Annotated in this window: 19 protein-coding genes; 8 read left to right on the top strand and 11 right to left on the bottom strand. The window is 68.3% G+C overall.

Translation table 11 applies throughout. The features are described 5' to 3' along the window. Positions 1-34 precede the first annotated feature (34 nt). From AC1RRR_RS17895 to AC1RRR_RS17910, 4 genes are all read right to left on the bottom strand, one after another. Positions 35-793: an ABC transporter permease gene (locus AC1RRR_RS17895; protein ID WP_492815197.1), complete on the bottom strand. Its 759-nt coding sequence runs from the start codon at positions 791-793 to the stop codon at positions 35-37. Beyond that, positions 790-1533 (bottom strand): ABC transporter ATP-binding protein, encoded by a 744-nt coding sequence (locus AC1RRR_RS17900; protein WP_492815199.1) that lies wholly within the window; start codon positions 1531-1533, stop codon positions 790-792. Before AC1RRR_RS17900 ends, AC1RRR_RS17895 begins: the two co-directional genes overlap by 4 nt. Next, positions 1530-2519 (bottom strand): ABC transporter substrate-binding protein, encoded by a 990-nt coding sequence (locus tag AC1RRR_RS17905; RefSeq protein ID WP_492815201.1) that lies wholly within the window; start codon positions 2517-2519, stop codon positions 1530-1532. The genes AC1RRR_RS17900 and AC1RRR_RS17905 overlap by 4 nt, the downstream gene beginning before the upstream one ends. 112 nt (positions 2520-2631) lie before the next feature. Beyond that, entirely contained in the window at positions 2632-3228 is a 597-nt protein-coding gene (locus tag AC1RRR_RS17910) for an NADPH-dependent FMN reductase (RefSeq protein ID WP_492815203.1), read from the bottom strand. 74 nt (positions 3229-3302) lie between these two features. Here AC1RRR_RS17910 and AC1RRR_RS17915 point away from each other — a divergent pair, with 74 nt between their 5' ends. After that, positions 3303-3698 (top strand): winged helix-turn-helix transcriptional regulator, encoded by a 396-nt coding sequence (locus AC1RRR_RS17915; protein ID WP_492815205.1) that lies wholly within the window; start codon positions 3303-3305, stop codon positions 3696-3698. Here AC1RRR_RS17915 and AC1RRR_RS17920 read toward each other — a convergent pair. The 3 genes from AC1RRR_RS17920 to AC1RRR_RS17930 all read right to left on the bottom strand — a co-directional run bounded on the left by AC1RRR_RS17920 (position 3695) and on the right by AC1RRR_RS17930 (position 10125). Beyond that, positions 3695-5767 carry an MASE1 domain-containing protein gene (locus AC1RRR_RS17920; protein ID WP_492815207.1) on the bottom strand — a complete coding sequence of 691 codons (2073 nt, stop codon included), beginning with the start codon at positions 5765-5767 and terminating at the stop codon, positions 3695-3697. The genes AC1RRR_RS17915 and AC1RRR_RS17920 overlap by 4 nt on opposite strands. A 322-nt stretch (positions 5768-6089) precedes the next feature. Continuing rightward, on the bottom strand, positions 6090-8168 hold the full coding sequence (locus AC1RRR_RS17925) for an ATP-binding protein (protein WP_492815209.1): 2079 nt from the start codon (positions 8166-8168) through the stop codon (positions 6090-6092). A gap of 112 nt (positions 8169-8280) precedes the next feature. After that, a complete protein-coding gene (locus tag AC1RRR_RS17930; RefSeq protein ID WP_492815211.1) occupies positions 8281-10125 on the bottom strand; it encodes an ABC-F family ATP-binding cassette domain-containing protein in 1845 nt (614 codons plus the stop codon). Positions 10126-10347: 222 nt separating this feature from the next. Here AC1RRR_RS17930 and AC1RRR_RS17935 point away from each other — a divergent pair, with 222 nt between their 5' ends. The 5 genes from AC1RRR_RS17935 to AC1RRR_RS17955 all read left to right on the top strand — a co-directional run bounded on the left by AC1RRR_RS17935 (position 10348) and on the right by AC1RRR_RS17955 (position 14914). Further along, on the top strand, positions 10348-12261 hold the full coding sequence (locus tag AC1RRR_RS17935; protein ID WP_492815213.1) for an ATP-binding protein: 1914 nt from the start codon (positions 10348-10350) through the stop codon (positions 12259-12261). A 160-nt stretch (positions 12262-12421) separates the two neighbouring features. Beyond that, on the top strand, positions 12422-12952 hold the full coding sequence (locus AC1RRR_RS17940) for a hypothetical protein (protein WP_492815215.1): 531 nt from the start codon (positions 12422-12424) through the stop codon (positions 12950-12952). Position 12953: 1 nt separating this feature from the next. Further along, positions 12954-13676 carry a COG3904 family protein gene (locus tag AC1RRR_RS17945; RefSeq protein ID WP_492815216.1) on the top strand — a complete coding sequence of 241 codons (723 nt, stop codon included), beginning with the start codon at positions 12954-12956 and terminating at the stop codon, positions 13674-13676. 124 nt (positions 13677-13800) lie between these two features. Then, positions 13801-14142, top strand: a complete 342-nt coding sequence (locus AC1RRR_RS17950; protein ID WP_492815218.1) for a hypothetical protein — start codon at positions 13801-13803, stop codon at positions 14140-14142. A gap of 91 nt (positions 14143-14233) precedes the next feature. Continuing rightward, positions 14234-14914 carry a superinfection immunity protein gene (locus tag AC1RRR_RS17955; RefSeq protein WP_492815220.1) on the top strand — a complete coding sequence of 227 codons (681 nt, stop codon included), beginning with the start codon at positions 14234-14236 and terminating at the stop codon, positions 14912-14914. A 23-nt stretch (positions 14915-14937) separates the two neighbouring features. Here AC1RRR_RS17955 and hfaD read toward each other — a convergent pair whose 3' ends face one another. The 3 genes from hfaD to hfaA are packed head-to-tail and all read right to left on the bottom strand — an operon-like array spanning position 14938 to position 17580. After that, positions 14938-16191, bottom strand: coding sequence for a holdfast anchor protein HfaD (gene hfaD / locus AC1RRR_RS17960; RefSeq protein WP_492815222.1), 1254 nt, complete (start codon positions 16189-16191; stop codon positions 14938-14940). Then, positions 16109-17140, bottom strand: a complete 1032-nt coding sequence (gene hfaB / locus AC1RRR_RS17965) for a holdfast anchoring protein HfaB (RefSeq protein ID WP_492815224.1) — start codon at positions 17138-17140, stop codon at positions 16109-16111. Before hfaB ends, hfaD begins: the two co-directional genes overlap by 83 nt. Then, a complete protein-coding gene (gene hfaA, locus AC1RRR_RS17970; RefSeq protein ID WP_492815226.1) occupies positions 17137-17580 on the bottom strand; it encodes a holdfast anchoring protein HfaA in 444 nt (147 codons plus the stop codon). Before hfaA ends, hfaB begins: the two co-directional genes overlap by 4 nt. A 159-nt stretch (positions 17581-17739) precedes the next feature. Here hfaA and AC1RRR_RS17975 point away from each other — a divergent pair, with 159 nt between their 5' ends. After that, positions 17740-18390 carry a rhomboid family intramembrane serine protease gene (locus AC1RRR_RS17975; protein ID WP_492815228.1) on the top strand — a complete coding sequence of 217 codons (651 nt, stop codon included), beginning with the start codon at positions 17740-17742 and terminating at the stop codon, positions 18388-18390. A 105-nt stretch (positions 18391-18495) separates the two neighbouring features. Beyond that, a complete protein-coding gene (locus AC1RRR_RS17980) occupies positions 18496-18927 on the top strand; it encodes a CBS domain-containing protein (RefSeq protein ID WP_492815230.1) in 432 nt (143 codons plus the stop codon). A 61-nt stretch (positions 18928-18988) separates the two neighbouring features. Here AC1RRR_RS17980 and AC1RRR_RS17985 read toward each other — a convergent pair whose 3' ends face one another. After that, positions 18989-19420: an RrF2 family transcriptional regulator gene (locus tag AC1RRR_RS17985; protein ID WP_492815231.1), complete on the bottom strand. Its 432-nt coding sequence runs from the start codon at positions 19418-19420 to the stop codon at positions 18989-18991. Positions 19421-19974 lie beyond the last annotated feature (554 nt).

The raw sequence follows: 19974 nt of genomic DNA on the forward strand, positions 1-19974 counted from the left end.
GCTTCCGTCCTAGGCCGCGCCGCTTAATCTTGCGCTAACGACCGCGCCAAACGGCGAGAAGTCGACGTTCCAACAGTTCCATCAAGGTGTGCAGCACCACGCCCAGAACCGCCAGGGTCACCAGGGCCGCGAACACCTTGGCCGTCTGCAAGCGGTTGTAAGCTTCCAGGATTCTCCAAGCCAGGCCTTGGGCGCCGCCCGAGCCGGCCACGAACTCGGCGACCACGGCGCCGATGACGGCCAGGCCCGCTGCGACCTTATGTCCCTCCAGCAGGGCGGGAACGGCCGAGGGCAGGCGCAGGCGGACCAGGCGCTGCCAGGGGCTGGCGCCATAGAGGTCGAACAGCCGGGCCAGGTCCGGGTCGACGGACTTCAGTCCGGTCAGGGCGCCCGAGAAGATCGGGAAGAAGGCCACGACCGCGGCCAGGCCGATCACCGCCCGTTCGGGATGGTCGATGCCGGCCCAGATGGTGACCAGCGGCGCGATGGCCACCAGCGGGGTGACCTGCAGGGTCACGGCGATTGGCCGGACGGCGTCTTCCAGCAGGCCGTTCAGGCTGACGGCGAGCGCGAGGGCGCAGGCCACCAGGCTGGAGATCATCAGGGCCAGCAGGGCCGTCGACAGCGTCGCCCAGGCCGAGCCCAGCAGCAGCGGCCAGCTGCCCAGGAACGCGGTCCAGATCCCGCTCGGCGCCGGCAGCAGATAGGCCGGGACCGCCAGGACGCGGCAGGCGATCTCCCAGCCGCCCAGCAGGGCGGTGATCAGGATCAGCGGGGCCAGGATGCGCTTCACGCCGCCCGCTCCGTGGCTTGCGCCAGCAGGGTCGACACCGCCTCGGCGGCGGCGCGGAAGGGCTCGGTGCGGAAGCCCAGGGGGCGGACGAGCGGGCCGTCGATGGCCACTTCGCCGGCGATGCGGCCGGGGCCGGGGGTCATGACCACCACGCGGCGGGCCATGTAGACGGCCTCCTCGACATTGTGGGTCACGAAGACGACAGCGGGCTTCAGCTCATTCGCCAAGGCCAGGACGTCGTCGGCCAGGGCGCGACGGGTGATCTCGTCCAGGGCCGCGAAGGGCTCGTCCAGCAGCAGCAGGCGCGGGCGGGTAACGAGCGCGCGGGCCAGCGACGCGCGCATGGCCATGCCGCCCGACAGCTGGGCGGGGCGGGCGGCCAGCGCGGCGGCCAGGCCGACCTTGCGCAGGGCTTCGTCGGCGGCGGCCTGCGCGTCGTGCTTGGACGTCCCAGCCAACTCCAGCGGCAGGGCGACATTGTCCCGCGCCGACAGCCACGGGGCCAGGGTGTGCGACTGGAAGACGACCGAGGTCTCGCCCTTGCCGGCGGCGCGGGTCACGGTCCCGCGTGTGGGCTGCTCCAGGCCCGCCAGCAGCCGCAGTGCCGTGGACTTGCCGCAGCCCGACGGTCCGACCAGGGCGACGATCTCGCCCGAGGCCAGCGACAGGTCGACCGGCCCCAGGGCGCGGCCCCGGGCGTAGTCGACCTCGACGCCATTGAGGCTCGCGATGGCGGTCATTGGCCCTTGGGCAGGAACTGCAGCGTGTAGGCCTTCTTGAAGTCCATGTCCTTGGGGTACACGCCCTGTTCCGAGGCGACCTTGAAGAACTCGGCCCAGCGCGCGTCGCTCATCTGGCCGATCTCGCCATCCTTGCCGACGATGCCGTACGACCGCATCTTCTCGCGGGCCTGGTCCAGGACGTCCTGGGTCATCTCCGGATTGTCCTTGAGGATCGCCGCGTCGCCCGGCTTGGCGTCGCCGTACAGGTAGGACGTCCAGCCCGCCGCCGTGGCCTCGACGAAGGCCTGCACGGCTGCCGGGTTCTTGGCGATCAGGCTGTCGGGGACCAGGGCCATCGAGGCGTAGGCGGGATAGCCGCTGTCCGCTAGCAGGAAGACCGCCGGCTTGATCTTGCCTTCCTTCTCGATGAGGTACGGCTCGCTGGTGGCGTAGCCCTGCTGGATCACCCGCTTGTCGGCCAGGAACGGCGCGGACGAGTAGTTGTACTTGCGCACCTGGGCGTCGGTGAACTGGTACTTGGCTTTCAGCCAGATCCAGAAGGCGGTGATCGAGGCGTCCGACAGCAGGATCGGCCGGTCCTTCATGTCGGCGATGCCGTTGATGCCTTGGTCGGGGTGGGCGATCAGGACCTGCGGGTCCTTCTGCATGAAGGCCGCCACGGCTTTGACCGGCGTGCCTTCCTTGGCCAGGTTCATGACGATGAAACTGTTGGAGCCGACGCCGACATCGACCGCGTTGGTGGCCAGGAGCTGCGGCACGTTCACGGCCGGGCCGCCCTGGATCAGGGTCACGTCCAGGCCGCGCTTCTTGTACTCGCCGGTCGCCAGCGCCTGGTAGTAACCGCCCAGTTCGGCCTCGGCCCGCCAGTCGGTGGCCAGCTTCAGCTTGGTCACGCCGGCGGGGGCGGCGGCCTCTTTCTTGGCCGGAGAACAGGCGGCGAGCAGGGCCATCAGGCTTAAGGCGGCAAAGGCGCGACGCTGCATTGGAAATGGCTCCCCTCGATCTGAGGCCAAGTTAGGGGTGTCGGGAGCCAGTTCCAAGCCATCTCGGCGCGCCAGGTGACAGGAAGCGTCTCCCGTCACCCGGCCGGCCGGCTCAGGCCCCGGACGCCCGCGCGGCCATGGTCGCCTTGGCCCACCAGGCCAGCTCGTCCAAGGCGGCGGTCGCCGACGGGAGCAGATGGCTCTCGATGTCCTCGATGGTCTGCGTGCCGCCGACCGGAGGATAGATGGTCATGAAGTCGGCGCCGCCGATGTGGACGGCGCTGCGCGTCGAGACCATCTGCAGCTCGACGCCGATGCCCCGCAGGTGCTCGACGGCCCGCGCGGCCCCGACGCCGCCGTAGCCGATCGCCGTGAACGGCTTGTGCTCCCACTCCTTGTAGGCCTGATCCAGCGCGTTCTTGAGCACGCCGGTGATCGAATGGTTGTACTCGGCGACCACGAAGATGAAGCCGTCGAAGCGCGCCAGGGTCTCTTGCCAGCGCACCGCCTCGGGGCTCTGGCTGGGCATCCAGCGGTTGGAGGCCATCTCGTCGAACAGCGGCAGCGGATGGTCGCGCAGGTCGACCAGCTCCACGTCCATGTCGCCGCGGGCCTGCGCCTGCTTGAGGATCCACTGGGACGGGGCGTCGGCGAAGCGCGTCGGGCGGGTGGAACCGACGATCACGGCGATGCGGGGTTTGGCGGTCATGATAACTCTGGGTATGCTGGTTTCCGATGGAAACCTGATTACGAAAGTTATCCGCCATCGCGTAAGGAGGCACTTTGTCGGCACTAGATAACCGCGAGGAAACCGCCTGCCACGGTGACCCCGCCCATTGCGAGCACATCAGTCGCCTGCTGGCGCGGATCAGCGACAAGTGGACCCTGCTGGTGGTGCGGACGCTGGGCCCTGGCCCTCGACGCTTCAACGCGCTGCGCCGCGACATCGGTGAGATCAGCCAGAAGGTGCTGGCCTCGACGCTGCGGGATCTGGAGGAGAACGGCTTCGTGTCGCGCACGGTCACGCCCACGACGCCGCCACAGGTCGAGTACGCCCTGACCGACCTCGGTCGTGACCTGCTGACGCCGGTGAAGGCCCTGGCCGAGTGGGTGGTCGCCAACGCGGCCCGCATGGACGCCGCTCGGGTCGACTACGCGGAGCGCCGGGCGGTCGGCTAGGCGGCGCCGCCCCGGTGGTTCAGCCAGCGCTCGACCTTGGCGTACAGCACCTCGCGCTGGATGGGCTTGGCGATGTGGTCGACCATGCCGGCGGCGTAGCAGCGCTCGACCTGGCGGGGCAGGGCGTCGGCGCTCATGGCGATGATCGGCGCCTTGCCGCGCTGGCCGGGCAGGGCCTTGATCGCCCGGGTCGCCTGCAGCCCGTCCATCTGCGGCATGTGGATGTCCATCAGGATGACGTCGTAGTCGCCCATCATGGCCTTCTCGACGGCCTGCTTGCCGTTCTCGGCCACCTCGACCTGGCAGCCGACCAGGGTCAGCAGGGCCTCGCCGATCTCGAGATTGATGGGGTGGTCGTCGACGATCAGGATCCTGGCGGCGCCGGGCGTCGAGACCTTGGGGCGCTCGGGTAGGTCGACCTCCTCGGCGGTCGGGGCCGAGAGCTCGATCCAGAAGCACGAGCCTCGGCCCGGCACGCTGTCGACGCCGATCTTGCCGCCCATCACGTCGACCAGCGCGCGGCAGATGGCCAGGCCCAGGCCCGCCCCGCCGTGCAGCCGGCTCATCGAGCTGTCGGCTTGGCTGAAGCGCTGGAACAGCAGGGCCTGCTTGTCCAACTCGATGCCGACGCCGGTGTCGATGATCTCGAACTTCAGGCGGTCCTCGAGGTCGCCCGGCTCGACGATCAGCCGCGCGTCGATGCGGCCCTCGTCGGTGAACTTCACGGCGTTGTTCAAGAGGTTGATCAGCACCTGGCGCAGGCGGTCGGCGTCCAGGTCGTGCAAGGCCTGGACCCGGTCGATGATCTCCAGCTCCAGCGACAGGCCCTTGGCGCGGGCCTCGGGGGCCATGATCGCCACGGTGTCGCGCAGCAGCTGCGCGGCTGAAGTGGGCTGAGGCAGCAGCTCGATCAGGCCCGCCTCGACCCGCGAGAAGTCCAGGATGTCGTTGACCACGGTCAGCAGGGCCGCGCCGGCGCTGTCGATCAGATTGACCTGGCGGCGCACCTCCGGCGGCAGGTCCTCGCGGGTGGCCAGCAGTTGGGCGAAGCCGAGCACGCTGTTCAGCGGCGTGCGGATCTCGTGGCTCATGGTCGCCAGGAACTCGGTCTTGGCCTCGGTGGCGGCGAGAGCCCGGCTGCGGGCGGCGCGGGTCAGCAGTTCGCGGCGCAGGAGGAGGCGCTTCAGGCGGTCCTGCTGGGCCAGGGCCAGGCCGGCGGCCAGGCTGGTGTAGAACAGCACCGCGATGAAGACCTGGATGGTCCGCGCTTGAGCCACCGGACCGAGGATGGCGTTGAAGCGCGGCGAGGCGCCGGACATGGCGATCGGCAGGGTGATCACGGCCACGATCACGCAGGCCATGGCCGCGCCGCGCGCGCCCAGGCGATAGGCGGCGGCCAGGGCAACTGGGAAGATCAGGAACGGCGGCGCGCCTGAGGCCGGGTGGGCGCACAGCAGGGTGACGACCGCCACGGCGAACATCAGCAGCAGCGTCTCGCGCCAGTCGCGCTGGAACGTGCGGCGGTGCTCGGCGTCGATCAGCACCAGGGCGGCGGGCAGGGCGACGGCCAGGCCCAGGCCGCAGCGCAGGAACCAGTCGGTCACGCCGCGCACGAAGGGCTCGCCATAACCCACGGTCAGGATCCCGGCGACCAGCAGGCTGGCGGCGGCGGCCACCGGGGTGGTGACGGCGGGCATCAGGATCAGCGACCGCAGGGTGCGGATACGCGGCGCGCCCCGCCAAAGGCGTTGGCAGATGGCCCAGATCGCCACGGCCTCGCCGGTGTCGATCGCCACGTACAGCAGGGCGCGCAGCAGGGTGTCGCCGACCAGCAGGCCGATGATCAGGTGGAAGACGACGAAGACCACGCTCAGCGACAGCCCGCGCGAGCCGGTCAGGGTCAGCAGGCCGGCGGCCAGCAGGGCGTTGGCGGGCCAGAAGGCGGCGACACCCAGGGGCGTGCGGGTCAGGTATTCGCTGAAGGCCAGGCTGACGACGGTCGCGACCGACAGGGCCAGCAACATGGCGGCCTGCCGTCTACGTTCCTGCGCGGCCAGCCTGTGCGGCATACCGTTTCCGTCCCCCAAAGCAGCCCGTGTCATTGCACGGGAGTCCAGCGTGGGACGGCCGAACGGTTCGGGAACCACGCGAGACGCACGTCGCACCCGCCGCCTCGCGGATACGACGCTGACATCAATACGCCTGAGCGTGACGGAGTTGCCCGGTTATCGCTTCGTGTGTCGTTTGGCCGCAGGACGCCTCCGACCCGCGCCGACCCCTAAGCGATTGTATTCCCCCAGGCTTGCATTCTCGAACTGACGTTCAGGCGCGCTGACAATGCATGGCCGGCGGCACAATTCAAGAGGGCGGGGCTCCCGGCATGCGTGCGGGTCAGGCCGCCGCCCGGTCTCTGGTCAGCCAGTGGTCGACCACGCGGTACAGGGTCTCACGGTCGATCGGCTTGGCGATGTGGTCGACCATGCCGGCGCGGCGGTAGCGCTCGACCTGCTGGGGCAGGACGTCGGCGGTGACGGCGATGATGGGGGCCTTGCCGTGGTCGCCGGGCAGGGCGCGGATAGCCTCGGACGCCGCCAGCCCGTCCATGCGCGGCATGTGAATGTCCATCAGGATCACGTCGAAGCGCTGCTCGCCGGCCAGGCGCACGGCCTCGTCGCCGTCCTCGGCCACGGTCACGTCGCAGCCGGCCAGCACCAGCATGGCCTGGCCCAGCTCGCGGTTCATCGGGTGGTCGTCGACCAGCAGGATGCGGGCGGCGCAAGGCGGCTCGTCGTTGGCGGTCGGGGCGGGCGCCTCAGCGGGCTGGGCCGGAAGGGTCAGCCAGAAGGTCGAGCCCTGGCCCGGCGCGCTGCGCAGGCCGATCTCGCCGTCCATCAGTCCGACCAGCGCCTTGCAGATGGCCAGGCCCAGGCCCACGCCGCCGAAGGTGCGGCGGATCGAGCCGTCGGCCTGCGAGAAGCGCTGGAACAGCCGGGCTTGCTGCTCGGCCGAGACGCCGATGCCGGTGTCGGTTACCTCGATGCGCAAGGTCCCTTCCGAAGGCGCCGACAGCCGGGCCGTGACCGCGCCGGCGGGGGTGAACTTCACGGCGTTGTTCAACAGGTTCAGTAGCACCTGGCGCAGGCGGCTGCGGTCCAGACCGTACAGCGCCGCCTCGTCGGTCTCGACCTGGACGGTCAGCTCAAGACCCTTGGCGGCGGCGTCGGGGGCGACGATGGCGACGGTCTCGCGCAGCAGGGCGGCGGGCGAGACGGCGGCCAGGTCCAGCTGGATGCGGCCGGCTTCGAGGCGCGAGAAGTCCAGAATGTCGTCGACCAGGGTGACCAGGCTGTCGCCGGCCCCGGCGATCAGGTCCAGCTTGCGACGGCCCTCAGCCGAGAGCGGCTCGGTGGCGCGCAGCAGCTCGGAGAAGCCCAGGATGCTGTTCAGCGGCGTGCGGATCTCGTGGCTCATGGTGGCCAGGAACTCGCTCTTGGCCTGGCTGGCGGCCTGGGCGCGGGCGCGAGCGGCGCGGGCGACGGCGCTGCGGCGGGCCATCAGGATCTTGAGCCGGTCCTCGCGGTGTAGCGACAGGGCCGAGGCCAGGCAGGTCATGAACATCGCCGTGACGAAGACCTGGACCAGGCGAATGCGGTCGGGCTGGGTCCAGCCGACCGTGAAGACGAAGTCGCTGGCGGCCAGCAGGCTCATCGGCGCCGCGATGGCGACGGCGATCACCGCGCTCCAGGCCGCGCCGCGCGGCCCCATCTGGAACGCCGCCAGCATCGCCGCCGGGAAGATCAGGAACGGCATCGCCGGACCGTTGCGGGCGAAGGCCAGGACCGTGCAGGCGGCGACCAGCAGATAGAGGCCGGCCTGGACGTGTTTTGGGCGCAGGCGCGGATCGCCGGCGCGGCGGGGCTCCAGGATCACCAGGGTGGCGGGCAGGGCGATGGCCATGCCCAGCGAGGTGCAGGCCGCCCAGTCTCGGAAGAACGGCCAGAAGGTCAGGTTCAGCACGATGCTGGCGAGGCCCGCGCCGACAAAGGCCGCGCCGACGGTGATGGGCAGTACGGCCCCGATCAGGGTCAGCGCCTGCCGCACGCTGCGCAGGGCGGCGCGGCCTCGGGTGACGCGGTAGGCCACCGTCGCCATCAGCAGCGCCTCGACGGTGTCGACGGCGCCGTAGATGCCCACGAGGGCCCACGGATCGCCGGCCAGGCGGTGGTTGACGATGATGGTGACCAGGCTGGCGGCCCACAGGATCGCCTGGCGGCCGGGCGTGAGGCGCAACAGGCCGGCGGCGACCAGGGCGTTGACCGGCCACAGCGACGGCATGCCGTTGCCGTCGCGGGTCATGTGGTCGCTAAAGATGAACAAGGCGATATAGGCCAGGATCAGGCCCAGCAGAACGCGGTTCTGCCGGCTGTCGTCCCGGTCGGCGACATGCGCCACGCCTATCGTCAAAGCCATGTGCCGCCCGCCCCAAGCGCCCCAAGACTATGAGTCAAAGGCGTTCAGGGCGTTAAGGCAAGCGATCGCAGGTCCGTGTGCGACATTGCGACGCACGCGGAGCGATACTGGGTCACCCGTTGGCCAGGGCTTCCTTCTTTTCTTCCAGCTCCAGCCATTCCAGCTCGGCCTGCTCCAGGTCGGCGCGGGCCTTGTCCAGGGCCTTCATGGTCTTGTCGAAGGCGGCCGGGTCGCGACTGTAGAGGTTCGGGTCGGCCAGGGTCTTTTCGAACGCGGCGATGATCGCCGGGCTCTTGGCGATCAGGGCCTCGCACTCTTCCAGGCGGCGCTGGTCCTTGAAGGTCAGCTTGCCGGCCTTCTTGGGCGGCGTGACCGGCGCCGGAGCGGGGACGGCTGCCTTGGTCGCGCGCCCCACCGGGGTGAACGACGCGCCGACGGACGCGCCGCGGGCGCCCTTGAAGAAGTCGGGGCTCTGGTCGATCAGGTCGGTCCAGCCGCCGGGGGTCTCCAGCACCTTGCCATGACCGTTCATGGCGATGGTCGAGGTGGCCAGGCGGTCGATGAAGTCACGGTCGTGGCTGACCAGGATCAGCGTGCCATCGAAGTCGGCCAGCAGGTCCTCGAGCAGGTCCAGCGTGTCCATGTCCAGGTCGTTGGTCGGTTCGTCCAGCACCATCAGGTTGGTGGGATTGGCCAACGCGCGGGCCAAGAGCAGGCGGTTGCGCTCGCCGCCCGACAGGCTGGTCACCGGCTGGCGCAGCTGGGCCTCGGTAAACAGGAAGTCCTTGGCGTAGCCGGCCACGTGCTTGGGCTGGCCGCGCACCAGGATGGAGTCGCCGCCGCCGGGGGTCAGGAAGTCCCACAGGGTGATCTTGTCCGACAGCGCCATGCGGCCCTGGTCGATGTAGGAAACCTCCAGGTTGGTGCCCAACTGCACCGTGCCGGCGTCCAGTTCCAGCTCACCCAGCAGCAGGCGCACCAACGTGGTCTTGCCCGCGCCGTTGGGGCCGACCAGGGCCACGCGGTCGCCGCGCATGATGCGGGTCGAGAAGTCCTCGACGATCACGCGATCGCCGAACTTCTTGGTCAGGTGCTTGGCCTCGACCACCTTCTTGCCCGAGGTCGCGGCGCTCTCGACGGCCATGTACATCGAGCCGCGCTTGTCGGCCTGCAGGTCCTTCTTCTGGGCGCGCAGGTCCATCAGGGCGCGGCGGCGGCCTTCGTTGCGCGCCCGGCGGCCCTGGACGCCACGCGCCAGCCAGGCGTTCTCGCGCTCCAGCACCTTGTTGAGGCGGCGCTCCTCGTCGGCCTCGGCGGCCAGCACCTGCTCGCTCCAGACCTCGAACTCGCCGAAGCCCTTGTCCAGGCGGCGCACCTTGCGGTGCTCCAGCCAGAAGGTGCGCTGGGTAACGCGGTTCAGGAAGGCGCGATCGTGGCTGACGATCAGGGCGGCGCACTTGGAGTTGGCCAGCTCTTCTTCCAGCGTCTGGATCGCGAAGATGTCCAAGTGGTTGGTCGGCTCGTCCAGCAGCAGCACGTCGGGCTGCTCGGCGAACGCGCGCGACAGGGCGGCCCGGCGCTTCTCGCCGCCCGACAGGCCTTGCGTGCTCTTTTCCGGATCCAGGCCGAAGTCGGCCAGAGCGGCCTGCGCCTCATAGTCCTCGGCGCCGCCGGCGGTGCAGTAGTCCAGCAGGGTCTCGCCGGTGATGTCCGGCTCCTGGCTGACGAAGATGATCTTGGCGCCCGGCTGCACGGCGCGCTCGCCGCTGTCGGCCTCGATGCCCTGGTTGGCCAGGATCTTCAGCAGGGTGGACTTGCCCGCGCCGTTGCGGCCGACCAGGCAGGCGCGCACGCGCGGCTCCAGGGCCAGGTCGACGCCGTCGAACAACGGCTTGGCGCCGTCGGCGAGACGGACATCCTTGAGGGCGAGAACAGGCGCGCGGGTGGGGGAGGCCATGGGGACTTCGAACTTGGTCTTGAAATTGGGAGCGGCGGAATGTCGCGCAGGTGAGGGCCCTATAGCAGGCTCTGCGCCGAGGAAACGCCAAAATCACGGCCCAGTTTGCAGTTGATCCAGGTCAAGGAACGTCGGTCCGCGAATGCGACAAATTGGCCTGTTAACGGGCCGCCAAGCCTGACCTTGCTACGAACCTGGACTTACGGAGCACAAGTATTCGCCTTGACGTTGAACCCGGAGAAGATTGCTGCTTCTGATCTTCCCGGCCTCCTGGGCCTGGGTTTCGATCAACTGCGCCGTCCGATCTGGGTGTTCGACGACGTCAGGAAGCGAAAGGTCTACGCCAACCGCGCGGCGCTGGACCTGTGGGGCGCGGCGACGCTGGACGACCTCTTGGCCCGCGACTTCTCCGACCAGTCCCCGGCAGTGCGCACCCGCATGGAAGACATCGCCGCCCGCATCGAGGGCGGGGCGGCCGTCGAGGAGCGCTGGACCTTCTATCCCAACGGCGCGCCCGTGACGGTGAACACCACCATCTCGCGCATCGCCTTGCCAGGCGGCGGCCACGGCATGCTGCTGGAAGGCGCGACGGCCGAGATCGACGCCGACCAGCAGCGCGCCATCGAGGCCCTGCGGCACACCAGCGCCCTGGTGTCGCTGTACGACGCCGACGGCTTCCGCATCTTCGGCAACCCCGCCTCGCTGGCCAGCTATCCGGGCGCGGGCGTCCGCTTCGCCGAGATCTTCGCCAATGGCGACGCCGGCGGCGCATTGTGGAGCTCGGCCCTGGACGGCGAGGCCGTCGAGGGCGCCTACCGCGTGATCACCGCCCAGGGCGAGCGCTGGCACGGCCTGGCCGCCCGCCGCACGCCCGATCCGGTGACCGGCGAGCTGTGCGTCCTGGTCAACGAGACCGACATCACCGAGGAAGTCGAGGCTCAGTCCGCTCTGGCCGACGCCCGCGAGCTGGCCGAGGCGGCCATGGCCGCGCGCCAGGACTTCCTGGCCAACATGTCCCACGAGCTGCGCACGCCGCTGACCAGCATCCTGGGCTTCACCGACCTTCTGGCCGCCTCGCCCCTGACCGGTGAGCAACAACGCCGCCTGGGCCGGATCCACGACGCCGGCACGGTGCTGCTGGACACGCTGAACGACGTCCTGGACTTCGCCAAGCTGGAGGCCGGCGGCGTCAATCTGGAGAGCCGGCCGTTCGAGCTGCGCGCCCTGCTGAACAAGGTGGCCGGCATCTTCGAGGCCCAGGCCCTGGCAAAAGGGCTGGACCTGGCGCTGCAGGTCGACCCCGCCTGTCCCGACTGGCTGGAGGGCGACGCCGATCGCCTGCGCCAGGTGTTGGTCAATTTCCTGGGCAACGCCATCAAGTTCACGGGCGCGGGCTCGGTGACCCTGAGCGCCAAATATCGGGTCGGAGCCTCGGCAGGGTCGGCCCGCCTTGAACTGGCCGTATCTGACACCGGTGTCGGCGTGCCAGCGGCCATGCTGGAGACGGTCTTCGAGCGCTTCGCCCAGGCGGGACCGGAGGTGGCGCGCAAGTTCGGCGGCACTGGGCTCGGCCTGGCGATCAGCAAGGAGATCGTCCAGCTGATGGGCGGCGAGATCGGCGTCGACAGCATAGCGGGGCAGGGCGCGCGCTTCTGGTGCGTGCTGGACCTGCCCATTGCCGCCGCGCCGCAGCTGCGCGAGACCGAGGCTGCGCAGGACACGATGCGGCCGCTGAACCTGCTGGTCGCCGACGACAACGAGGCCAATCGCGAACTGATCGGCACCCTGGTCCGCGCCATGGGCCACGCGGTCGACGTCGTGGCCGACGGCTGCGCTGCGGTCGAGGCGGCGGCCTCGGGCGGCTATGACCTGATCCTGATGGACGTGCAGATGCCGCGCATGGACGGCCTGACCGCGACGCGCGCCATTCGCGGCCTGGCGGGAGACGCGGCCGCGACGCCGATCATCGCCCTGACCGCTAATGTCCTGCCCGACCAGGTCGCCTTCTACCGGGCCAGCGGCATGGACGACCATGTCGGCAAGCCGATCAATCCTCGGGAACTGCTGCTGAAAATCGCCCTGTGGGGCGAGGCGGCGGTCTCGGCCGGCGGCGCGACGGGCAGCGTCCAGGCCTGAAAACCCTTTTCGGGTGCGCCTTGGCGGCGCCAAGCGTCACTGCGGGGCAAGTTGTCGCAGGCGGGTCTTATCGCGCGTCTACGTCTCGACAGATGACGGCGTTCGATTAATACACCGCACGCGAATTAATCGTTTGCAAAGTTTAAGGAGCCCCTTGCAGATGTCCCGTTTCCGCGCCGCCATGATCACCCTGACCGCCACGGTTAGCCTGACCGCCGCCGGCGCCCATGCCGGGACCCTGCCGGAAGGTCTGCTGCAACTGGCCTCGACCGCCGCCGCCAAGGGCGCGCCGTGTGGTGGCAACGCCGCCATGGGCGCCGCCGTTGGCGCGGGCGCCACCGCCGCCGCCAAGAAGGCTGGCGTCAAGAACGCCGAAGTCGTGGGCCTGGTGATCGGCGCCCTGCTGACCGACAAAATCGCCTGCCTGCTGAACCCGGGTGAGCAGACGGCCGCCGCGACCGCGACCCAGAGCGCCATCACTCAGGGCGTCGGCTCGAACGTGAAGTGGACCTCGACCAGCCGCCCGGACGTCAGCGGCACCTCGTCGGTGCTGAGCGAAACCAAGCGCCCTGACGGCGGCCTGTGCCGCGCTGTCCGTGACGTCGTGATCGTCGGCGGCGAAGAAACCAAGGTCACCAAGACCCTGTGCCGCGCCGCCGGCGCGACCGGCTTCACCCTGGCCCAAGGCTGATATGACGCGCGCCGCCTTCCTGGCTGCCTGCGCCGTCCTGCTGTTCGGCGCGGGCGCTGCCCAAGCCATGCCGATGGACGCCGACAACCCGACCTGTCCGAGCATCCAGAAGGTGTTCGGCCCGCTGTCGGGTCCGGTGCAGGTGCAGTCGGCCAAGGTGAGTGGTCGCCGCGTGGTCAAGTTCAGCGGCGCCATCGTCCCCGGCGCCGCCGACAAGCTTGAAAAGGCCCTGGAGGGCGGCGAGCCGGTCGAGGAGATCTGGATCGGCTCCAGCGGCGGCGACGCGGCCGAGGGGCTGAAGATCGGCAAGCTGATCCGGTCCATGGGCGTGCCCACCCGCGTGCCGTCCGGCTGGGGCTGCGCCAGCGCCTGCAACTTCGCCTTCATGGGCGGGGCGATCCGCATGATCGATCCCAACGCGGCCTTCGCCGTGCACATGTTCACGATCACCAGCAGCGTGGACTACCAAGCGTTTGTCGACGTCACCCGGAAGGGGGGCGACCCGACCATGACCCTGAACAACATCGCTCGCCGCGAGCAGGCCTCGGCCCTGCTGGCGTCCGACGAGAACGACTTCCTGATCCGCATGGGCGTCTCGCGCAAGCTGCTGACCGAGGTGATGTACCAGCAGAAGGCCGACACCTTCCAAGGCGCCGACAAGTCGACCCTGCGCTGCCTGACGCCAGATGAGATGCAGCGCTACAATGTGGTCAACGCGGACTAGCGGGCGCTCTCCGCCCAGAAAAACGGCATCTCACCGCGCAACGTATCCGAGCAGACCGGCTCAGCTTGGCGAACCGGCAGTCGTTGCGGCTTCATCAGGCATCCGCATTCTTGAGAGAGATGCCATGCCTGCTCTTCGTCACGTCGCGCTCGCCGCGACCGTCGTTCTTGCCGGGGCGAACACGGCCCTCGCGCAGTCGTCGCCGGCCTCGCCGCCGCCCGCCGCCTCGCCCGCTCCGGCCCTGAGCCTGGACACGCCCATCGAGGTGCTGGTGGCCACGCCCGCCGCCAAGGCGACGCTGGACGCCGACATCCCGGGCCTGACGACCCATCAGATGTACGAGAAGTTCAAGCACGAGAACCTGCGCACCCTGGCGCCGAAGTTCGGCGGCGCCATCACTGACAAGGATCTGGCCAAGGTGCAGGCCGACCTTGCGGCGCTGCCGCAGGCCAAGGCCGGGGGCTAGAGAAGGGGCGCGCCTGACCTGGGATCCAGCTTGCGGTGTTCCTCGGCCAAAGCCTAGAACTTGCCCCGAGCGTGGTCTTCAGGGTCGAGGCATGGTCAGTTCCATAGGGTTCGGCATCGGGGTCTTGATCGCCGTCGCCATCTACATGCTGCCGACGATCTGCGCCTTCGCGCTGAACCATGGGTCGAAAGTCGGCATCACGATCCTCAATCTGTTCCTGGGCTGGACGCTGATCGGCTGGCTCGTGGCCCTGATCTGGACCTGCTTCGACCGCTCCAGGCCGCGGGTTGTGATCGTCGATCAAGCCAAGGTGCGGATGGATGCCGAAGATCGGGCTGACGAAGCCAGTGGCCTGCTGATGGCGCGCGGGCTTACGGGCAAGATCACCTTCAACGGCCAGGACCTCTGCATTACGCGCCATGGCGGCAAGTCCGGTCTCGCGGGCGAGCGGGTCATCACACTGGGCGCGATCAGCGCGGTGCAGCTGACAGCGGCGCATCTGCAACTAATCGTGACGGGCACGCTGGAATCGGCGCCTGGCATCCTCACCACCGTGCTCGACGAGAACACCGTGGTGTTCAACCCGGCGCAACGGCCGGCGTTCGAACGGCTGGCCACTGCCATCCGGACCGCCATCGCCGAACGAAGCGGAGGCGTGGTGATCGCCGCCGCCAGCGACGCCGACGAACTGGCCAAGTTTGCGGCGCTTCGTGACCGGGGCGTGCTGACGGACGAGGAGTTCGCCTTTCAGAAGGCCAAGATCCTCGACTGATCGTGAGCGATCGACCGCGCCGCCTAGTTCGGCGCGCTGACGTTGAAGCTGGCGTTGTTGCCGATCGCCGTGGACACGCCGGTCACCTGACGGCCGCTGGACGTGATCGTGGTGCTGGACTTGGCGCCGATGTCGGCGCTGTTGGTCTGATTGTTGGTCACGGTCATGCGGCCGCTGCACTTGGCGCAGACATAGCCCGTCACCGCATTGCCCATGGCCGTGGCGGTGGTCACCGCGTCATAGCCGTCGTTGCCTTCGAAGCTGGCCGTCGCCTCGACCCCGCCGCCATTGTTGGTCTGCAGGTTGTCGAGCACCAGCTCGCTGCCGACATTGTTGACCTGCGACGAGTTGCCGGCGGCGTAGGCCTGGGTCTGGGCCGCGCCGAACTGGTACGAGGTGCCCTCGGCCTGACCGCGCACGTACGAGGTGTTCCACTGGTTGGACGTCACGTCCATCAGCGGGCCTTCGTTGGTGGCCGACAGGTTGTTGCCGGTGGCCGTGGCGGTCGTCGCCGTCAGGTAGCTGTTGCCATAGGCGGTGAACTTGCTGGCCTGGGTCACCTCGGCCGTGTTGGCCTGGTCGGTGATCGCTCGCGCGGCCGACTGGTTGCCGCCCTGGATATTGATGTTGTTGCCGGTCGTGGTCGAGGTGACCGCGCTGGTTCCCGAGACGTACTGCACGATGGCCCCGCCGTCGGCGAGCGTGTTGGCGCTGTTGTTCTGGCTGATGCGCAGGCCGGCCGAGCCGTTGTCCAGGTTGACGCCGGCGGTGTTGCCCATGGCCAGGGTCGAGACCGTCAGGTCCTTGGCCTCGGCATTGGCCGCCTCGACCTGGCCGCGCGCGGTGACTTCGCCCGAGTTCACCTGGACCGCGAAGGCCGAGATCGTGCCGTTCGAGGCCGAGAGCGATGCGGAATTGCCGGCCGCGGTGCTGCGCACGGCGCTGGCCGCGCCGGCGTTGGCGCCGACGTCGACGATGGTGTGGGCGTAGATGGCGCCCTGGTTTTCCTGGTTCGAGGTGACCGCCACGTCGGCATTGGTCACGCCGCCGGAAAGGCCCGTACCCTGCGCGACCGTGCTGGCGGTCACGCCGTCCGTCACCGTCTGGACGTTGAGGGTCTGCTCAGAGAAGATCTCGCCCAGGTTCAGCTGGTTGTTGAGAACCGGGCTGGGCGAGCTCTGGGCGTAGGCCGGGCTAGTAACGGCCCCGCTTAGCATCGCGCATATCGGGATCGCGGCGAGCGTTCCAGCGAGACGGGTCATCGCGGGTTTGCGCATTGTTGGTTCCCAGATTGTCGTAGGCCGGCACGAAGGCGCCCGTCTGGCCGACCGTGTCGTCGCCGAACGGGTCGTAGCGCAGGCAGCTTTGCGGGCCGGGCATGCCGTAGAGATTGGCCGACATCTCGACCGTGGCGCGTTCGATCAGGGCGCGCACCGCGAGCTGCATGGGCTCCAGAGCGCCACGGCCGGCCGAGAGGTCAACGAGCGTGCCGCCCAGCAGGTCGAAGATGCCGGCGCTGACTTCGCGGCCGACCACCTGCTTCTGATACGAGACGACGTCCACCACCTCGAGCGTGCGGGTGTTCACCAGCCGCAGGTCCAGGGCGATGTTCATGATGAAGACGCGACGCTTGAAGTTGCCCTTCAGGCCGTCGGTCGCCTTGTCGCCGGCATAGGCGTCCACGCCCGCCGAGCGGATGTTGTAGTTCAGCTCGGTGATGCCGCCGACCACATAGAAGTCCGAGCCCGGCACCTGGCCGGCCAGGATCTTGCGGTAGTCCGCCGGCGCGTCGGGCGCGCTGTTGGGGCGGTCCGAGATCAGCTTGTTGTTGGCGTACTTGAGTTCGAACTCCGACACCGAGGTGTCGAAGCGCTCGACCATGGGCATGCCGGCCTTGGCGAAGGCCGAGAAGGCCATCAGCGAGGCGCCTTGCGTGACCTTGCGGCCCGAGCCGTCGGACTCTTCCTTGCCGGTATAGTCGGCGATGCGGCCGATCGCGACGCGCGGGGCGGCCACGCGGTTGGCGCGGGCATATTGGTTCAGGCAGACCAGGGCCGCCGAATAGTCGGTCGGGTTGGCGGTGACCGGGGCGGTGCCGATCGGCTTGGCGTAGTTGCCGGCCGTCGAGGCCACCGGCACGCTGCCGCAACCGGCCAGGGCCGTCGCGCCCATCAGGGCCAGCACAAGGGCTGTTTTCTTCAGGGAAACGGGGCGCTTCAAGTTCATTGGGCGGTTCCCGCCTTCACCACATTCGAGCCGGCGGTGACGTTGCCGTTGTTCACCTGGCTGGAATTGACGATGACCGTGTTGTTGTTGCCCTGGGTGATGACCGTCAGGTTGTTGCCGATCGCGGTCGAGCCGGCATAGCCGCCCAGGCCGCCGACGCCCGAATAGGCGTCCAGCGAACCGTTGCTGCGGCTCGACGAATAGACGCTCTGGTCCGAGCCGGTCAGCATGACGCCGTCGACGATCACCCGGTTGCCGTTGGCGTCGCGGGTCGAATAGTCGACCATGCGGTTTTCCTGGCCCGAGCTGCGGCCATAGCCGGCGTTGAACGAGGCCGAATTGGTCGACATCGATTGGGCGGCGGCGACGCCGCAACCGCTCAGCGCGACAACGGCAGTGGCCGTCGCGATGCTGATCTTGCTTTTCCGATGCCTGGCCATACGCGGCTCCGCGAACTGTCGACACCGACGGGCAAGCAACCCTCGTGCCAAAAAGATACAGCGTGAGGGATAGCCCCAAGACCGAGAAAAAATGGTTAAGCGCCGGCTCACGATCGCCGGGTGGTTCGAATCGTCGCGGGACGCCCTAGATAGAGAGCCATGAGCGACCCGCAGCCGCGTCCCGAGCCGATGTTCAATGCGCCCTGGCCGGCGCTGCTGGCTGCGGCGGCCGTGATCGTCCCGCATATCCTGCTGCTGAAGGCCGACGACGCGACCATCCAGTCGCTGGCCCTGATCCCGCACGACTTCTGGGAAGGGCGCTGGACCGGCGCGATCACCATGATGTTCGTGCATGGCGGCGGGCTCCACGCGATCATGAATGCCGCCTTCGCCCTGGCCTTTGGCGCGCCCGTCGCGCGCCTACTGGGACTAAATGGCCGGGGAGGGGGCATCTTCTGCCTGTTCTACCTGGCCTGCGGCGCGCTGTCGGGCGTGGGTTACGCGGCGATCCATCCGGACTCGATGAATGCGGTGGTCGGCGCCTCGGGCGCGGTGTCGGGCCTGATGGGTGCTGCTGCCCGGACCATGGACTACCAGGGACGCGTCGGACCGGTCCTGGGGCCGCGTGTCATCTCGCTGGGCCTGGGCTGGCTGGTGGTGAACCTGGTCATGGCCGTCACCGGCAGCCTGCTTACCATGGGCGCCGGCGCGGTCGCCTGGGAGGCGCACCTGGTCGGCTTCGCGGTCGGCGTCCTGTTGATTGGCCCGTTCGCCCGCTGGGCCGGTCCGCAAGCTGAACCTGAAGCGTAAGTCGCTCTTCTTACGACTGTAAGAAATAGAAGCCGCTGATCCCCATTGATCCTGCGCGCTTATTGCGAGACCCTTGTTCCCTAAAGAACATAAGGGAGAAGCGCAGTGCTGGTTTCTCAGATCCTCAAGGACAAGGGTGATCTCGTGTTCACGGCCTCCCCACAGGAGACCGTCGGCGCCGCGGCGGCGTTACTTCATACAAGACGGGTCGGGGCCATGGTGGTGGTCGACGACAAGGAGGCCGTGGTTGGCATCCTCTCCGAACGCGACATCGTTCGGGTGATCGCCAAGGAGGGGGCCAGCGCCCTGACCAAGCCGATCGCCGGCTGCATGAGCTCGAACGTCGTCTTCGCCCAGCCGGACGAGTCGATCGACACCCTGCTCGAGCGCATGACCGACCGCCGCATCCGTCACCTGCCGGTGGTGAAGGGCGATCGCCTGGCCGGCATCATCTCGATCGGCGACCTGGTGAAGTACAAGATCAGCGAGGCCCAGGCCGAGGCCGATGGCCTCAAGGCCTATATCTCTGCCGGCTGAACACACTCTCTATGGGGCGCTCCTATATAGAGAGCGCTCTATATAGAGAGAGGGGAGGGGATCACCCCTCGATCAGCTCGGCGCCGACACCCTTGGCGGCGTCGGCCACGCTATAGCCTTCCAGCACCGCGGCGGTGGCGTCGCGCGCGCGCAGCAACGCCTCGCGCAGGGCGCAGGTCGCCAGGTCGCGGCAATCCTCGCAACGACGGAAAGCCGTGCGGCTGACGCACGGGGTCAGGGCCAGAGGGCCGTCGACCAGGCGGATGATCTCCGCGAAGCTTATCTCTTCAGAGGGGCGGCCCAGCACATAGCCGCCGAACTTGCCGCGCCGGCTGACCACCAGGCCCTCGCGCGAGAGGGACAGGAGAATGGCTTCCAGGAACTTGCGCGGCGCATCGGCGCGTTCGGCCAGCTCACCGGCCGTGACCTGCCCGTCTTCTCGAGCCAGTTCGATCATCGCGCGCAGGGCGTAACGCGCCTTCTGAGACAACATGGACGCCGACTACCTTATATAAGCGCGGCTCACGAAGGCCGCGCTTGCAGAGTGCTCAGCCTTCTGAGGGAGGCGGGGCCCCGACGCAAGTCCCGCGTGACAGCGTTCATGCACAGGGGAATAGGCCGTCTGGGGATGGAATCGCGATTCCCCGCTTGCCGGGTGGGAAATCGACCTCTAGAAGCCGCCCCTCGCTTCGGGGCCACGGCCCGCCGGACGAAACCTAGACCTTCGGGGCTTGCGTTTCTGAAAGTGGATCGCTAAGTTCCGCAGCCTCAATCGAATCTCTTCTGACTTACGGCGCTCCCCAGCGGCGCGCCTCGGTCACCTTTTGCGCTCTGAAGTGGCTCCGGCCTCCAAGAAAACAAAAGTGAAAAGGTTGGTTGACCCGGGAGTTTTGCTTCTGTAGAAGCCGCCCTCCCTGAAGTACTGAAGAGGTTCGCAAGAGCTTCCAAGTATTTCGCCCCAGGAAATGAACTTCTTTTCTTAGAAAAAAGTTCTTGACTGGTTTCGGTGACTTCTTTAGAAGCTGCCGGCTCTGCCGAAGACCTCCG

This window comes from Caulobacter sp. GW821-FHT12D05 (genome assembly GCF_058807295.1).

What these genes read in the sequence shown, in the direction of transcription:
- AC1RRR_RS17925 (WP_492815209.1), bottom strand. Translation starts at nt 8,168, where the DNA reads ATGGCTTTGACGATAGGCGTGGCGCATGTCGCCGACCGGGACGACAGC.
- AC1RRR_RS17945 (WP_492815216.1), top strand. Translation starts at nt 12,954, where the DNA reads ATGACGCGCGCCGCCTTCCTGGCTGCCTGCGCCGTCCTGCTGTTCGGC.
- AC1RRR_RS17920 (WP_492815207.1), bottom strand. Translation starts at nt 5,767, where the DNA reads ATGCCGCACAGGCTGGCCGCGCAGGAACGTAGACGGCAGGCCGCCATG.
- hfaB (WP_492815224.1), bottom strand. Translation starts at nt 17,140, where the DNA reads ATGAACTTGAAGCGCCCCGTTTCCCTGAAGAAAACAGCCCTTGTGCTG.
- AC1RRR_RS17900 (WP_492815199.1), bottom strand. Translation starts at nt 1,533, where the DNA reads ATGACCGCCATCGCGAGCCTCAATGGCGTCGAGGTCGACTACGCCCGG.
- AC1RRR_RS17905 (WP_492815201.1), bottom strand. Translation starts at nt 2,519, where the DNA reads ATGCAGCGTCGCGCCTTTGCCGCCTTAAGCCTGATGGCCCTGCTCGCC.
- hfaA (WP_492815226.1), bottom strand. Translation starts at nt 17,580, where the DNA reads ATGGCCAGGCATCGGAAAAGCAAGATCAGCATCGCGACGGCCACTGCC.
- AC1RRR_RS17985 (WP_492815231.1), bottom strand. Translation starts at nt 19,420, where the DNA reads ATGTTGTCTCAGAAGGCGCGTTACGCCCTGCGCGCGATGATCGAACTG.
- AC1RRR_RS17955 (WP_492815220.1), top strand. Translation starts at nt 14,234, where the DNA reads ATGGTCAGTTCCATAGGGTTCGGCATCGGGGTCTTGATCGCCGTCGCC.
- AC1RRR_RS17975 (WP_492815228.1), top strand. Translation starts at nt 17,740, where the DNA reads ATGAGCGACCCGCAGCCGCGTCCCGAGCCGATGTTCAATGCGCCCTGG.
- AC1RRR_RS17910 (WP_492815203.1), bottom strand. Translation starts at nt 3,228, where the DNA reads ATGACCGCCAAACCCCGCATCGCCGTGATCGTCGGTTCCACCCGCCCG.
- AC1RRR_RS17950 (WP_492815218.1), top strand. Translation starts at nt 13,801, where the DNA reads ATGCCTGCTCTTCGTCACGTCGCGCTCGCCGCGACCGTCGTTCTTGCC.
- hfaD (WP_492815222.1), bottom strand. Translation starts at nt 16,191, where the DNA reads ATGCGCAAACCCGCGATGACCCGTCTCGCTGGAACGCTCGCCGCGATC.
- AC1RRR_RS17940 (WP_492815215.1), top strand. Translation starts at nt 12,422, where the DNA reads ATGTCCCGTTTCCGCGCCGCCATGATCACCCTGACCGCCACGGTTAGC.
- AC1RRR_RS17930 (WP_492815211.1), bottom strand. Translation starts at nt 10,125, where the DNA reads ATGGCCTCCCCCACCCGCGCGCCTGTTCTCGCCCTCAAGGATGTCCGT.